Origin of the sequence: Nocardia sp. CA-135398, assembly GCF_050955845.1 — a bacterium.
GTDB lineage: Bacteria > Actinomycetota > Actinomycetes > Mycobacteriales > Mycobacteriaceae > Nocardia.
In genome coordinates this window covers 3,161,181-3,175,914 of record NZ_CP192084.1, presented here as the reverse complement: position 1 = coordinate 3,175,914, position 14,734 = coordinate 3,161,181, and the positions used below count along the sequence as shown (strand labels likewise).

Here is a 14,734-nt window from a genome sequence, read left to right as displayed (position 1 = left end):
GTGCCCTCACAGTAAAGCGTCGCCGGTGGATTAGTCGAGCACCGACCCAGACAGCAGGGACCACGCCGACACAATCCATGATGGACCGATGTCCAGCGATGTCGGCGAACACCTGCCGAACCCAACCGAACCGGCCGCCGCGCTGCGGATCATCGTCGATGATCTGTCCGGTTCGCAGGTCGCTGCCCTGCTGACTCAACACTTGGCCGAGATGTACGACAACTCGCCCGAAGACAGCGTGCACGCCCTGGACTTGGATGCGCTCCGCGGACCGAACGTCACCTTCTGGAGTGCCTGGGAGGACGACGAACTCGCTGGTTGCGGCGCACTCAAACACCTCGACCCCACCCACGGCGAGATCAAGTCGATGCGCACCGCCAGCGATCGCACCGGCCGCGGCATCGCCTCGGCCCTGCTCGAGCACCTGATCGCCGAGGCCCGCGCACGCGGCTACCAGCGGCTGAGCCTGGAGACCGGAGCATCCGAGTATTTCGCCCCCGCGCAGCGGCTCTACGTCCGCCACGGCTTCGAGATCTGCGCACCGTTCGCCGACTACGTCGAGGATCCGCACAGCCTCTTCATGACGCGCACCCTCTGACGCACGTTCGGTGCGCCCATCGACGCCGGTGGATCGGACGGTCAGCCCGCGTTGATCGCGGTGATCAGCGTGCGGTTGCCCGCCGTCCGGGTCGTGATGATCTGAGTGAAGGTCTGCGGCTCCTCCCCCGGCCGCTGCTGGGTGAGCCGGACTTCCCAATGCGCCTCCCCCGCATCGCTGCCCGCACGGGTGATCTGCACGCAGTAAAGGGTGCCGATCGGCACCTGGTTGATCCCGCGCTGGATCTGGTCGGCGGCGGGCACATTCGCGTCATTGGCGACGACGCCGCGTGCGGCGAAGCCGGAACGCTGCACATAATAGGCACGTTCGAATGCCAGGATCGCCGATGGCCCATCGCTGGTGCCGCCGGGATCGGTGCCGGAGATGACATCACCGGTGCGCCGCTGTTCGCAACCCGGGGTGGCGATCGCCGACGGTTCGTCGCTCGGCACAGTAGTCGCCGGGGCACGCCCAGCCGTCCCGCCCTGGGCGGCCGCCGGTGTGGTGGCCGCGGCCGATCTCTTGTGCTCACCCGAACCGCCGAAGACGAACATCAGCACCGAGACGACCGCCAACACCACACCGAGCACGATCAGCACCGCGACCACTCGATTGCCGCCACCGGTCGGTTGCGAATCGCGACGGCGCGGCGGATGCCGCAGTGCCGGACCGGGATTGCCACCGGACCGATCGATAATCGTCGGCACGACGGAACTGGTCTCCACCGGTAGCTCGGCCTCGGCTTCTACCGCACGCGTCCGAGGCCGACTGCGATCCGCCTCCGGAGGCGGATCGGCGGGGCGGCGCGGTTCGAGCCACTCCTGCCAATCCCCGGCGGGGCGGGGACGGTGCGGCCGCTCGGGTGGATCGAGCGCATCGGCCAGCGGTGTCCGGTGCTGGCCAGAACCACGGCGTGCGTTCGGGCGGCGGCGCCGCTTCTGGGGTGCCGCGGCGGGCCGGACCATGGGCAGCCCGGTGTCGAACGGATTGCCCTGGTTCTGGCTCGAAGAGCCGGAATCAGAGCTCGTCATCGTCGAATTCGCCGATCACCGCAGGCGGTACGGTCGCCAATACGGTGGGCACGGTGACGCCTAGTTGACCGTCACGCGGTCGGCGGTCCTCATCGGACTGCGACGAGGGCGGCATCGCCAGACCACCGGTGGTACCGGGCTGATTCGTCGGTTCCGGACCAGACGGACGTGACGGCGGGGTGTCCGCGCCCGCGGCCGGTGCCTGCGGCGCGGGTACCGGGGTCGGCGCGGGCGCGGGTTTCGTCGCGGTCGAGCCGCCGAGCGGGAACGCCGAGTTGGTTCCGGTATTCGGGGTGGGCTTCGACTGCCCCGACCCGCCACCGAAATCGATGACATTCGACGGCTTGCTGGCACTGTCACCACCGGTCGGCGAATTCGTGGTGCTGCCAGGATGGATGAGTTCGGGTATCGCCTTATCGATGACCTTGTCCGCGGAGGCGGCCGCGGTATCCATCGCGTGCATGCCCACTTCGGCGATCTTATCGATGAGGTGGGTGCCGATATTGACTCCGGCATCGATGGCCGCGGTGCCGACCGAAACGCCCGCGTTGATCAGATACTGCTGCAACTGGAGTTGGGCGGCCTGCACCGGATCCAGTGGCGTTGTCGTGGTCACGCCCGTAGTGGTCGTGCCGTTCGTCGTACCCGGCACTACGGTTTGTTGGGTAGTGCCGACACCCTGCGGGGTGGTCACCGTGAGCGGTCCCATCGCATCCAGTCGCGCGGTGTGGCCGTCCATTTCCGACTGCGCCGTGCTGACCGCGGTGACCGCGTCGCGGAGCGCCTGGGTCGCCCGCGCGATCACCGCGTCGGTGTCCGAGGAGGCGCTCGCGGTGCTCATGATCTGTTTGGCGTCGCGACGGAAGTCCGCGATGATCTGGTCCACCTTCTGCGCGGCCCGGGCGCTGGTGGCATGGGCGTCGCCGAGCACCGACAGGTACTCGGGTCCGCGGTCGGAGATATCACCGATCTGAGTTTGCGTAGTGCGCAACGCCGGAACGGCGTCGTCGGCGGCGCGGGAGGTCCAGGTCGATTCGAGGGCGTGCAGGCCCGCCCGATGCGGGCCCTCGGTATCGGCCGCCTGTGTGGACGCGGCGGACAGCGCGTCGACGACGGACCGGTCCGGAGTCGCGACCCCGCTGCCGAGCGAGGCGCGCAACTGCAGCATCGGTTCGACCAGCGCCGCCACGATCGGCGGATCCACATTCGGATCGATAGGCGTGCTTGCGGGGGTATCGGAGGCGTTGTTCGCGGGCCGCCGTCGGAGCAGTCGTCTCATGCCTGCGCCTCGCTGACGCTCGGCTCCGTCATGTGCGGTGCCTCTCCTTGCCGGGCGAGGGCGCCCGCGGAATCGACATCGATACCCTGCATGTCCGCGCTGTAGTCGCGCAGCACCTGCCCGTAGGCGGCGACCAATTGCCCTGCGGTCGAGAGCGCCTGCACGTGTTCGTTCACCTTCTCGGTGAACCGGGCCACGAATCCGGCGCCGACCTGACCGAGGTCGGCGACCAGCCGCTCGGGATCGACCGCGCCACCCGCGACCGCCGAGGCCGAGGCCAGCTGTTGCGACACCGTATCCGCGATCGTGGTGTAGGCGGCCATCGCCGCCGGGTCGAGCTTCAGCGCGTCCACTGTTCCCCCTTAATACGGAAACCAATCTGTCGCGTCACATTTCGACACTCCGAGCGTACTTGGGACCCGGGCAATACGCGCGCGGATCCTTTCGTTCCGGTGGAGTCTATGCCGCCGGATCCATCGCTTGTGCGACGCCGGTCCGGTTCCACAGACTCCGAGGTCGAAAACGAAAATGATCACTTTCACCCGGTGCCGGTTCTATGCTTGATCGCGACGAAGTTGGTCCCATACCACCCTGGCGATCCACGCCCAGGGTGCCGGCACCGGTTAGGGGTCAGAAGCGTGAAGAACAGCAGACGTTTTCGAAAGTTGTCGGTAAGATCCGCGGCGCTGATCGGTGCCGTTTCCGCAGGACTGCTGATGGCGGGAACGGCACAGGCCGAACCGTTGTGGCCCGGCGGTCCGGATATCGGTACACCGGCGATCATCCCACCGATTCCGCCGGCTCCCGTCTACGCACCGTGTGGCGAGACCGCACGTATGTGCATGCGGCTGTCGACGAACGAGGCCTGGCTGATGGACAACGGCAAGGTCACCTACGGTCCGACTCCGATCTCGCACGGACGGCCCGGATACGAGACGCCGCCCGGCGTCTTCAAGGTCGCCTTCAAGCGGGAAGACTTCTGGAGCACCATGCACAACGCTCCGATGAAGTGGGCGGTCTTCTTCAACGGCGATATCGCCACCCATATCGGCCCCATCGAGGAGCAGTCACACGGGTGCATCCGCATGACACCCGAGGGCGCCGAAGCGACCTACCGCTATCTCAACCCCGGTGACGTGGTCGAAGTCGTTCGCTGACACCGGATTTGCGCATGCGAAGGGCCCAGGCGGATTCCGCCCGGACCCTTCTCATATCCTCGCCTGCCTCAGTGTTCGCCGACGAGCTGTCGATCCGCGTCTTCGGCCATGACCGCCTCGCCGCGCGCGACCATTCCCGCCTCATCGGCGAGTTTCAGATGGGGGATGAACAGGGCGAGCACGAAGGCGATTACCGCGCCCGGGATCAGGTACCAGAAGCCGGGAACCAACGCGTCCACGTAGGCACCGACAATGGCATCGTGTAGGCCGTCGGGCAGATGCTTGACCACCGAGGGCACCAGGGCGCCCGGATCCAGCTTCGCGGCAGCGGCTTCGGGGCCGTGGGAGACGAAGACATCGGTGAGGCCCTCGGTCAAACGGTTGGTGAAGATGGAGCCGAAAATCGCCACGCCCAGTGCGCCGCCCATTTCCCGGAAATAGTTGTTGGCGCTGGTGGCGGTGCCGATTTGGTCGGGGGACACGGCATTCTGGACGACCAGGACGATGATCTGCATGATCAGGCCCAGGCCCGCACCCATGACGAACAGCATGGCGGAGACGACCCACATCGCAGTGTCCGCGTCCAAGCGGGTCAACCACAGCATGTCCGCGAACATCAGCACCGCGCCGAGCGGTGGGTAGAGCTTGTAGCGGCCGGTTCTGGTGATCATCGTCATCGAGGCGACCAAGGCGATCATCAGACCGACCATCATCGGAATCAGCAGCAGACCCGACACCGAAGCCGAAGCGCCCGTTGCCATTTGCAGATAGGTCGGGATGAAGGCGAGGGCGGCGAACATCACCAGGCCGACCACGAAGCCGATCGCGGAGGTCAGCACGAAGGTGCGATTGCGGAACAACCACAGCGGCAGCATCGGCTCTTCCGCGCGCGCCTCCGCGAGTACGAACGCGGCGACCACCACGACGAACGACGCGATCATGGTGACCATAACCATTGAGCCCCAAGCGTATTGCTTGCCGCCCCAGTCGGTGATCAGGATCAGCAGCGTGGTCGCGGCCGACATCAGCACCACACCGAGATAGTCGGGCCGGGTCTTGGGCCGATGGCTGGGAATGCTCAGGTAGCGAAAGGCGATGAACAGCGCGGCGATTCCGATCGGCACATTGATCCAGAAGCACCAGCGCCAGCCGAGATGATCGGCGAAGAAGCCGCCGAGCAGCGGGCCCGCGACCGAGGTGATGCCGAAGACCGCACCCATCGGGGCCATATACTTGCCGCGATCCTTGGCGGGCACCACATCGGCGATGATGGCCTGCGCCAGGATCATCAGACCGCCACCGCCGACGCCCTGCAGGCCGCGGAAGGTGATGAACTCCCAGAAACTCGTCGACGCGGCGGCGCCGATGGAGGCCACGGTGAAGATGGTGATGGCGAACAGGAACGGCCAGCGTCGCCCGAACAGATCACCGAATTTGCCGTAGATCGGCATCATGATGGTGGTCGCGAGCAGATATGACGTTGCGGTCCAAGCCATATGGGAGATGCCGCCCAGATCGCCGACAATGGTCGGCATCGCGGTGCCGACGATGGTCTGGTCCAGGCTCGCCAGGAACATCCCCGCGATCAGCGCGCCGAAGATGAGCCAGATCCGCTTCTGGGTCAGGACGATCGGTGCAGGTGGCGATTCAGCCGTGATGGTCATCTCTCGCGTCTCTCTTTCTTGCCGTCATGCCGTTCGAACAGCCGCGCGGCCATTGCGCAGTGTTCGCGTACTGCCGCCGCCAGCGATGCGGTCGGATCTCCGACCGTGGTCATCGCTGCCCGCGTGGTGATGTTTGTCACGAATCCCGCTGCCAGACCGGCGAATTCGGGAGAAACCGCACTGCCGAGCCGAGCAGCGAGCAGGTCCGCGAACACGCTCTGCAAGCGGGCGCCCGAGGCGACGAAGGCCGCGAGCACCCGCGGCTCGGTCTTGATGATCTCGGTAACCAGCGCGATGCCCTCGCGCACCTCGCTCTCGGATTCGAAGCCGTGCACGAACAACCAGGCGAGGTCGTCGATAAGCACGCCGCTCGGACCGCCCGCGATGAACTGCTCGCGCAACTGCGGAGTGCCGATCTCGCCGATCGGCCCGACGACCGCATCCATTTTCGTCTCGTAGTAGTTGAAGAACGTGCGGGGCGAAACCCCCACCGCTCTCGCGATGTCCTCGACGGTCGTCGCGTCCAGCCCGCGCTCGACCGCGAGCCGTCGTGCGGCGAGACAGAGATCGAGCTCTGTCTGGCGTTTCTTCTGCTCCCGCAACCCGATCGGGCGCTCGTCCTTGGACATGTCCGCCAAAGTAGCACAAACTGCAATTTTTCAGAAACTGCAAGTTCTGGAGAGCTCACGGCTGATCGGCCGAGACCGGACGGCTCCGGGGGGCGAAATCCATCCGGAAGCGAATCTCCAGTTACGCGCAACCCGACGCGTTCACCATCCACAAATCGCCCCGACGCGCGAATCTCCTTGGCAGGAAGGAGAATTAGCGCACCCTCCAAGCCGAGTTAACTCGGTTATAACTCAAGATTCATCGACTTGATACCGGATTTTCGATAGTGTTGATATCGCCTACAGCGAGGTGGGATTTCGAGAACTCACGTCGGTCGGGGGGAATAACGCCCGTAGGAGAACTCCAAGTGAAGTACCCAGTGTGCGCTCGCGTGTTAGGTCCATTGACGCTTGCTCTCAATAATCACAACGCAACGCCGACAGCACAGAAACAACGCCAACTGCTCGCCTTACTTCTCGTGCGACACGACACCGTCGTTCCGGTGACCACACTGGTCGAAGAGTTGTGGAACGACGATCCGCCGCGCAGCGCCGTCACCGTCGTGCAAACCTATGTGCTGGGAATTCGAAAGAAGATGGCCGAGCAACTCGGCATAGGACAGGCGGAGGTGGCCGAACGATTTCTCCGGACACGCAGTAAAGGATATTCGTTCGACGTCAAGGACTGCGTCTTCGATTTGCGCGACTATCAGAGCATGTCCGAGGCCGCGCGCTGCGCCGCCAAGGCCGGCGACGACTATCGGGCGGTGGATCTGTTCACCGCCGCGGAGGCGTTGTGGAGCGGTCCGGCGCTGGTCGATGTGGAGGGCGGCATCCCGCTCGCCGCGGAGATCTCGCATCTGGATCACCTGCGGCTGACCAATATCGAGTTGCGCGTCGAGGCCGAGCTGCGGCTCGGTCGATATCGCGAAGCCTGCCCTGACCTGGCCCGACTCACCATGCAGCACCCGCTGCACGAGCGGCTGCAGGCGTATTACATGTTCGCACTGAGCCGGGCGGGTCAGCGTGCCCGCGCACTGGAGTCCTACCAGCGGTTCAGTAGGTCGATGCAGCGCGAACTCGGGCTGGATCCATGCCAGAAGCTGCAGAAATTGCATCAGGATATCCTCGCCGCCTCCGATGTATCGGTCAGTGCCATGCTCAACAGCCGACACGCGGGATACCTCATCGGCTGGTACTCCCCCGAATTCCGCTCGGCTCGAGCAGAACCGGCCTAATCCGCCCGCAACATCTCGTCCACCAGTGCGGTCGAATGCGTCGCCGACCGCATGGCCGGGTGGTCGAGTACTTCCCCCAGAAAATCCCGGGTCGTCGCGACGCGCGCACCCGAAATCCGGAATTCGGCCAGGGCTCGTCGCATGCGGGCGAGCGCCTGGTCCCGGTCCGGCGCCCAGACGATCAGTTTGGCGAGCAGCGAATCGTAGTGCGGTGGGATCGAATATCCGGCGTGCACATGTGTATCGACGCGCACGAACGGACCGCCGGGCGGTGTGAATTCGGCCACAATTCCGGGTGCGGGCGCGAATTCGGCCGCCGGGTCCTCGGCATTGATCCGGCATTCAATTGCCGCACCGTCGAGGGAAATATCGCTCTGTGTGATGCCGAGCGGTTGCCCGGACGCGATATGGATCTGCTCGGCGATCAAATCGATTCCGGTAACCATTTCGGTCACCGGATGTTCGACTTGGATTCGGCAGTTCACCTCCATAAAATAGTAATTCCCCTGCCGATCCACCAGAAATTCCACGGTTCCGGCCCCGACGTACCCGGCTTCCAACACCCCGTCCACCGCGGATTTGCCCATCCGCGCCGCGAGCCCCTCCGGCAGCCGCGGTGCGGGCGACTCCTCGATGAGCTTCTGATGCCTGCGCTGCACCGAGCAGTCGCGCTCACCGAGGTGCACACCGTTGCCGTAACCATCGCACAGCACCTGGATCTCGACATGCCTGGCGCCCTCGAGGTACTTCTCCAGATAGACTCGACTGTCCCCGAACAACATTCGCGCGGTCGCCTGCGTTTCCTGGTAGGCGCGCGGGAACGCGGCACTCTCGCGCACCACCTGCATGCCTCGTCCGCCGCCACCAGCGGCGGCCTTGACGATCACCGGGTAGCCGATCGAGTCGGCCAACGCGTGCGCCTGCTCGGGGTCGAGCGGATCCAGACTGCCCGGCAGCAGCGGTAGCCCCGCCTTGGCCATCAGGGTGCGTGCCGACTGCTTGTCACCCAGTTGGGCCATCACATCGGCGGGCGGACCGATCAAGGTGATCCCCGCCGCGCGGCAGGCATCCGCGAAATCCGGTGACTCCGAAAGGAATCCGTAGCCGGGATGGATCGCATCGGCGCCGGTCGTCTCGGCCGCGGCGAGTACGGCGGCCGCATTGAGATAGCTGCGCTTGGCCGCGGCGGGCCCGATCTGCACCGACTCGTCGGCGAACCGCACGACGGCCGACTCGGCGTCGGCGACCGAATGCACCGCGACGGTGCGTACCCCGAGTTCCCGACAGGTGCGCGCGACCCGCAGCGCGATCTCGCCGCGATTGGCAATGAGAATCTTGTCGAACATGGCTTCCCGCACTCTCTTACGCCACCGACCGAACCGGAACCTGATGCCGCGCACCGAACCGGCGGAACCGGGCGCGCCGCTCGGCGGCGAGGTCTTCGCCGCCGCGGCCGGTCAATTCGCGCAGGCTCGCCCCCAGTGCACGGTGCAGTTGATTCGCCGCCGCCAGCGGTGCGGCACCGACATCGTCGCCGGGTTCGGGCAGCACCGCATCGACGACACCGAGCCGCAGCAGGTCGGCTGACGTAAGTGACAGCGCGGCGGCGGCTTTCGGTGCCGCGGCAGGATCGTTCCAGACGATGGCCGCGCACCCTTCCGGGCTGATCACCGAATATGTCCCGTTGGCGAACATCAGCACCCGATTGGCGACGCCGAGCGCCAACGCACCACCGCTGCCGCCTTCCCCGATCACCACACTGATCACCGGCACCCGCAGCGCCGACATCAGCCGGATATTCTCCGCGATCGCGACGGCCTGCCCCTGTTCCTCGGCGGTCGCACCGGGATAAGCGCCAGGGGTGTCGATCAACGTGATCACGGGCAGCCCGAGCTTTTCGGCGAAACGCATGAGCCGTGCGGACTTTCGGTATCCGGCCGGTGTCGGCATGCCGAAGTTGCGCGCCATCAGCTCCTTCGGCTCATGTCCTTTCTGATGTCCGATGACCACGACCGGCCGGTCACCGAGCCAGGCGGTACCGCCGACAATTGCCGGGCAGTCCGCCGAGATGCGGTCACCGCGCAACTCCTGGAAGCCGTCGAAGGCCAGGGCGAAGTAATCGAGTGCGGTCGGCCTGCTCGGTGTGCGCGCCCGCCGAACCTGCGTCCAGGGATCGTGCTGGGGAATCCGGGCCGGATCGGTGATGGTTCCCGCGTCCAGTTCGGTCACCGCATCGCCAGTCGGATCGACCGGACCGGCCACGCGCAACAGCGAACCGAGCGCCTGCCGCAAACCGGCACGCGGCACGATCATATCGATCAGACCACGCTCCAACAGGAATTCGGCGGTCTGGAACTTCGGCGGCAGCTCCTGCCGGATCGTCTGCTCGATCACCCGGCGACCCGCGAAACCCAGTCGCGCCCCTGGTTCGGCGATCAGCACATCCGACAGCGTGGCGAACGACGCCGCCACCCCACCGTAGGTCGGGTCGGTGATCAGCGTGATGGTGAGGATGCCCGCGCGGTCCAACTGTTCCAGGGCCGCACTGGTTTTCGCCATCTGCATCAGCGACAGCGGCCCCTCCTGCATCCGCGCACCACCCGAGGCGGTCACGATGAGCAGCGGAATACGTTCGGCGAGTGCGGTTTCCGCGGCGGCGGTGATCATCTCGCCGACCGCGGTGCCCAAACTGCCGCCGAGGAAACGGAAGTCCATGGCGGCGATGAGCACCGGATTGCCATCGATCGCCGCGAACGCGCACAGCACGGCATCGTGCATACCGGTGCGTGTCCGTGCGGCGGCGAGCCGGTCCGGATAGGACTTGGTATCGATGAAGGTCAACGGATCGTCGTCGGTGGGGATGACGGCGAGCGGTTCGAACCGGCCCCCGTCGGCGAGTTGGGTGATGCGCTGCTCGGCGGTGATCGGGGTATGTCTGCCGCATTCGCCGCAGACCCCGAGGTCGCGGGCGAATCGCTTGCCGTACAGCGGAATCAGACAGGCCGGGCAGAGCACCCAGTCCGCGGCACCGTCCAGGCCGTGTGCTGACTTCATCACGCATGTCTCCTGTGCTCGGGGAAGATGCGATCAGCCTGCGCGCACCCGCTAGAGAACAGCTCGACTCCGGCGCTCGAGTCAGGTTCGAGGACCGCCTTCGATGCTTGACCCCACGATCGAAGGGAGTCTCAATGACAATGTCAAGCCGCTCGGGCGGCGGTAGTCGCTGCTGTGGGCTCCCAGGTTCGGTTGTCGCGCAGCAAGGCCCACAGGACGTTGACGCGACGGCGTGCCAGGGCGATGGTGGCGCCTTTGGCGCCTTTGCCTTCGGTGCGTTTGCGGTCGTAGTAGGCGCGGGAGGTGGGACAGCATCGGATGCTGGTGAGTGCGGACATGTAGAACACCCTGCGCAGGGCGCGGTTGTAGCGTTGAGGTCGGTGCAGGCGTCCGGTGCGTTTACCGGAATCGTTGGGCACCGGCGCGAGCCCGGCGTAGGCCGCCAGATGATCGGCGGAGGCGAACCAGCCGGGATCGCCTGCGGCAGCGAGGAATTCGGCCCCGAGACGGAACCCGATGCCGGGCATGCTGGTGATCACTTCGGCGAATCGATGGCGGCGAAATCGGGCCTCGATGGCGGAGTCGAGTTCGGCGATCTGCTCATCGAGGCGCATCACCTCTTTCGCCAGCTCGGCGGCCAGCTCGGCGGCGACATCCTCGCCGGGCAGACGAGTGGTCTGGGTCTTGGCCGCGGCGACCGCCGCCGAAGCGACGGTGGTCGCGGTCTGCTCGCGCACGCCCAGGCTGGTGAGCAGGCTGATCAGACGGGCGGTGCCAGCGCGGCGAATTGCTTTGGGGCGCTGGTATCGCGACAACAACAGCACCCAGCCACGCTGGTGGGCGATGTCGGCGGCGCGTTCGAGGGCCGGGCAGATCGCGGTGAGCTGCTGGCGCAGTCGATTGATGGTCCGAGTACGGTCGCAGACAAGATCGGTGCGGCGGCCGGTGAGCAGGCGCAGTTCGAGGATCAATTCGTCGGTCGGCCGCAGTTCGGCCAGGTCGCGGCGCATGCGGGCCTGATCGGCGATGATACGGGCATCCTTGGCGTCGGTCTTGCCTTCGCTGCGATATCCGGCTGCCGCATGGTTGACGGCCTTGCCCGGCAGATACATCACGCGCTGCTGGTGGTCCCACAAAATCGCAAGCAGCAGAGCCGATTCCACGGTTGTCAGGTCCACCGCCCACGTCACTTCATCGGCTTCCAGTGCGGTGACATCGGCGAGCAACTGCGACACTGCCGCTTCGTCGTTGGCCACCCTGCGCGAAAGGATTCGGTTGCCGTCGCTGTCCATCGCGAAGGCCCAGTGGGTTTCCTTGCCCACGTCGATACCGACCCACAGCTTGCCCAACCCGACCTCCATCAGTGCGGTTCTTACAGGTCAACCCATGGACGAGCCCGCCGTCATCTCCTTAAACCAAGCGATAGTCCGCAGTTCTCAATCAGCGGCCAGGAACGTCCAGACAGGCCGGGCGGCCACTCCTTTCGAGCCGCACCACCAAGGCCGGCAAGAAAACACAAGCCTCACCCGACCCGCCCGGGGTCCAGCACAACGTACTGAACACCAACCAACTTAAGGAGATAACGCCATGAACCCCAACGCATCCGGTGGTGCGGTATGAGCCGCCGCGTTGTCGTCACCGGCCTCGGTGTCCGCGCGCCCGGCGGTTCGGGCAAGGACGAGTTCTGGAAACTGCTGTCCGAGGGCCGCACCGCGACGCGCCGGATTTCATTCTTCGACCCCACGCCCTACCGCTCCCAGGTGGCGGGCGAGGCCGATTTCGACCCGATTCAGGAAGGGTTGTCGCCCAGGGAAATTCGACGCATGGACCGAGCGGTGCAGTTCGCCGTCGTGTGCGGACGGGAGGCGGTGGCCGACAGCGGCATCGATATCGGATCGCTGGATCCGCACCGGCTCGGCGTCAGCCTCGGCAGCGCGGTAGCCGCGGCGACCAGCCTGGAGCAGGAATATCTGGTGCTGTCGGATTCCGGTAAGAACTGGCTGGTCGACCAGAGCTATCTGTCTCCGCACATGTTCGACTACATGGTGCCCAGCGTGATGCCCGCCGAGGTGGCCTGGAGTGTGGGCGCCGAGGGGCCGGTCGCCATGGTCTCCAACGGCTGCACCTCCGGGTTGGATTCGGTCGGCCACGCTGTGCAGCTGATTCGCGAGGGTTCGGCCGATGTGATGCTGGCCGGTGCCGCGGATACCCCGATCACACCGATCGTGGTGGCGTGCTTCGACGCGATCAAGGCCACCACCTCCCGCAATGACGATGCCGAACACGCTTCCCGGCCGTTCGACAACTCGCGCAACGGCTTCGTGCTCGCCGAGGGCGCGGCGATGTTCGTGCTGGAGGAGTACGAGAGCGCGCGCAAGCGTGGCGCGCATATCTACGCCGAGATCACCGGCTACGCCACGCGCTGCAATGCCTACCATATGACCGGGCTCAAGGCCGACGGCCGGGAGATGGCCGAGGCGATCCGGGTGGCACTGGACGAATCGCGCATCGACCCCACCGGCGTGGACTACATCAATGCGCACGGCTCGGGCACCCGGCAGAACGACCGGCATGAAACCGCCGCCGTGAAGCGCAGTCTCGGCCAGCACGCCTACGCGACACCGATGAGTTCCATCAAATCGATGGTCGGCCATTCGCTGGGCGCCATCGGGTCGGTCGAGATCGCGGCCTCCCTGCTCGCGCTGGAATACCAGGTGGTGCCGCCGACGGCGAATCTGCACGAACCCGATCCGGAATGCGATCTGGACTATGTGCCGCTCACCGCGCGCGGGCACCGGATGGACACCGTGCTCACCGTCGGCAGCGGATTCGGCGGCTTCCAGAGCGCGATGGTGCTGCGTAAGCCCGAGGCGGTGGCGGCATGATCCTGGTAACCGGTATGGGCGTGCTCGCGCCGAACGGCCTCGGCGTCGAACGCTTCTGGGATGCGGTATTGGACGGCCGGGGCGGTATCGCACCGCTGACACGGTTCGATACCAGCCGCAGCACGGCGCGATTGGCCGGACAGGTCGCCGATTTCGATGCGGCCGAACATCTGCCGAGCCGATTGCTGCCGCAGACCGATATTTCGACCCGGATGGCATTGGTGGCCGCGCAGTGGGCCCTGGACGATGCCAAGGTCGATACGGCGGCACTGACCGATTACGACATGGGTGTGGTGACCGGAAACGCCTCCGGCGGTTTCGAATTCACCCATCGCGAGTTCAATAAGCTGTGGTCGCTCGGTTCCGAACATGTGAGTGTGTACGAATCGTTCGCCTGGTTCTACGCGGTGAATACCGGGCAGATCTCCATCCGGCACGGTATGCGCGGGCCGAGCAGTGCGCTGGTCGCCGAGCAGGCGGGCGGTTTGGATGCGGTCGGGCACGCGCGGCGCACGGTCAACCGCGGTACCCCGCTGGTGGTCACCGGCGGCGTGGACTCCGCCCTCGATCCCTGGGGCTGGGCCTCGCATCTGGCCAGCGGCCAGGTCAGCGGCTCGAACGTCCCGGAGCGCGCCTATCTGCCGTTCGACACCGCGGCCGCCGGATACGTGCCCGGTGAGGGCGGTGCGATGCTGGTGGTCGAGGACGCAACGACGGCCCGCGCCCGCGGCGTGCCGAAGGTGCACGGCGAAATCGCCGGGTACGCCTCGACATTCGATCCGGCACCGGAGACCGGTAGGCCCTCGGGTCTGCGTCGCGCCGCGGAACTCGCACTCGCCGATGCCGGTCTCGGGCCGGGCGATATCGATATCGTCTTCGCCGATGCGGCGGGCGTGCCCGACCGTGATCGGGACGAGGCGGCGGCCATCGAAGCCGTCTTCGGGGCCGACGGCGTGCCGGTCACGGCGTCGAAACCGCTGACCGGACGGCTGTTCTCGGGTGCGGGCCCGCTCGACATCGTGACCGCCCTACTGTCCATTCGGGATTCGGTGATTCCGCCGACCGCCTACACCACCACCCTCGCCGAGGACTACCGGATCGACCTGGTTCTCGGCGCACCGCGGCCCGCCACCGTCGGCGCCGCCCTCGTCCTGGCCCGTGGCCGTTGGGGTTTCAACTCCGCGGTCGTCGTGCGCGCTGTCGACCAAACCTAGGGAGCC

Annotated in this window: 13 protein-coding genes; 5 read left to right on the top strand and 8 right to left on the bottom strand. The window is 66.0% G+C overall.

What is annotated here, in order from left to right:
* Positions 1-88: 88 nt before the first annotated feature.
* Complete coding sequence (locus tag ACQP1T_RS13965) at positions 89-598, top strand: GNAT family N-acetyltransferase (protein WP_433760534.1); 510 nt, start codon at positions 89-91, stop codon at positions 596-598.
* Positions 599-639: 41 nt separating this feature from the next.
* Here the strand turns inward: ACQP1T_RS13965 and ACQP1T_RS13960 are convergent, their stop codons facing one another.
* Genes ACQP1T_RS13960 through ACQP1T_RS13950 form a run of 3 tightly spaced genes read right to left on the bottom strand, consistent with a single transcriptional unit; the run spans position 640 to position 3,261 of the window.
* Positions 640-1,629, bottom strand: coding sequence for a hypothetical protein (locus tag ACQP1T_RS13960; protein WP_433760532.1), 990 nt, complete (start codon positions 1,627-1,629; stop codon positions 640-642).
* Positions 1,616-2,908 carry a hypothetical protein gene (locus tag ACQP1T_RS13955; RefSeq protein WP_433760530.1) on the bottom strand — a complete coding sequence of 431 codons (1,293 nt, stop codon included), beginning with the start codon at positions 2,906-2,908 and terminating at the stop codon, positions 1,616-1,618. Before ACQP1T_RS13955 ends, ACQP1T_RS13960 begins: the two co-directional genes overlap by 14 nt.
* Positions 2,905-3,261, bottom strand: coding sequence for a hypothetical protein (locus ACQP1T_RS13950; protein WP_433760529.1), 357 nt, complete (start codon positions 3,259-3,261; stop codon positions 2,905-2,907). The genes ACQP1T_RS13955 and ACQP1T_RS13950 overlap by 4 nt, the downstream gene beginning before the upstream one ends.
* 312 nt (positions 3,262-3,573) lie before the next feature.
* On the opposite strand from ACQP1T_RS13950, the gene ACQP1T_RS13945 reads away from it, so the two are divergent.
* A complete protein-coding gene (locus tag ACQP1T_RS13945) occupies positions 3,574-4,065 on the top strand; it encodes a L,D-transpeptidase (RefSeq protein ID WP_433760528.1) in 492 nt (163 codons plus the stop codon).
* A gap of 68 nt (positions 4,066-4,133) precedes the next feature.
* Here the strand turns inward: ACQP1T_RS13945 and ACQP1T_RS13940 are convergent, their stop codons facing one another.
* On the bottom strand, positions 4,134-5,729 hold the full coding sequence (locus ACQP1T_RS13940; RefSeq protein ID WP_433760525.1) for an MDR family MFS transporter: 1,596 nt from the start codon (positions 5,727-5,729) through the stop codon (positions 4,134-4,136).
* Positions 5,726-6,358 carry a TetR/AcrR family transcriptional regulator gene (locus tag ACQP1T_RS13935; RefSeq protein ID WP_433760523.1) on the bottom strand — a complete coding sequence of 211 codons (633 nt, stop codon included), beginning with the start codon at positions 6,356-6,358 and terminating at the stop codon, positions 5,726-5,728. Before ACQP1T_RS13935 ends, ACQP1T_RS13940 begins: the two co-directional genes overlap by 4 nt.
* A 266-nt stretch (positions 6,359-6,624) precedes the next feature.
* Between ACQP1T_RS13935 and ACQP1T_RS13930 the strand changes: the two genes are divergently transcribed.
* Positions 6,625-7,575 (top strand): AfsR/SARP family transcriptional regulator, encoded by a 951-nt coding sequence (locus ACQP1T_RS13930; RefSeq protein ID WP_433760521.1) that lies wholly within the window; start codon positions 6,625-6,627, stop codon positions 7,573-7,575.
* Here the strand turns inward: ACQP1T_RS13930 and accC are convergent.
* The 3 genes from accC to ACQP1T_RS13915 form a co-directional block, all read right to left on the bottom strand.
* The gene (gene accC / locus ACQP1T_RS13925; RefSeq protein ID WP_433760519.1) at positions 7,572-8,933 is read right to left on the bottom strand and encodes an acetyl-CoA carboxylase biotin carboxylase subunit; all 1,362 of its coding nucleotides are present in this window, start codon (positions 8,931-8,933) and stop codon (positions 7,572-7,574) included. The two genes, ACQP1T_RS13930 and accC, sit on opposite strands and share 4 nt — an antisense overlap.
* Before the next feature lie 4 nt (positions 8,934-8,937).
* Positions 8,938-10,629 carry an acetyl-CoA carboxylase carboxyl transferase subunit alpha gene (gene accA / locus ACQP1T_RS13920; RefSeq protein ID WP_433762197.1) on the bottom strand — a complete coding sequence of 564 codons (1,692 nt, stop codon included), beginning with the start codon at positions 10,627-10,629 and terminating at the stop codon, positions 8,938-8,940.
* 143 nt (positions 10,630-10,772) lie between these two features.
* Positions 10,773-11,990: an IS110 family transposase gene (locus ACQP1T_RS13915; protein ID WP_433754477.1), complete on the bottom strand. Its 1,218-nt coding sequence runs from the start codon at positions 11,988-11,990 to the stop codon at positions 10,773-10,775.
* 255 nt (positions 11,991-12,245) lie between these two features.
* Between ACQP1T_RS13915 and ACQP1T_RS13910 the strand changes: the two genes are divergently transcribed.
* Together ACQP1T_RS13910 and ACQP1T_RS13905 are read left to right on the top strand one after the other, a co-directional pair.
* The gene (locus ACQP1T_RS13910) at positions 12,246-13,514 is read left to right on the top strand and encodes a beta-ketoacyl-[acyl-carrier-protein] synthase family protein (protein WP_433760518.1); all 1,269 of its coding nucleotides are present in this window, start codon (positions 12,246-12,248) and stop codon (positions 13,512-13,514) included.
* A complete protein-coding gene (locus ACQP1T_RS13905; protein ID WP_433760516.1) occupies positions 13,511-14,728 on the top strand; it encodes a ketosynthase chain-length factor in 1,218 nt (405 codons plus the stop codon). Before ACQP1T_RS13910 ends, ACQP1T_RS13905 begins: the two co-directional genes overlap by 4 nt.
* Positions 14,729-14,734: the final 6 nt, after the last annotated feature.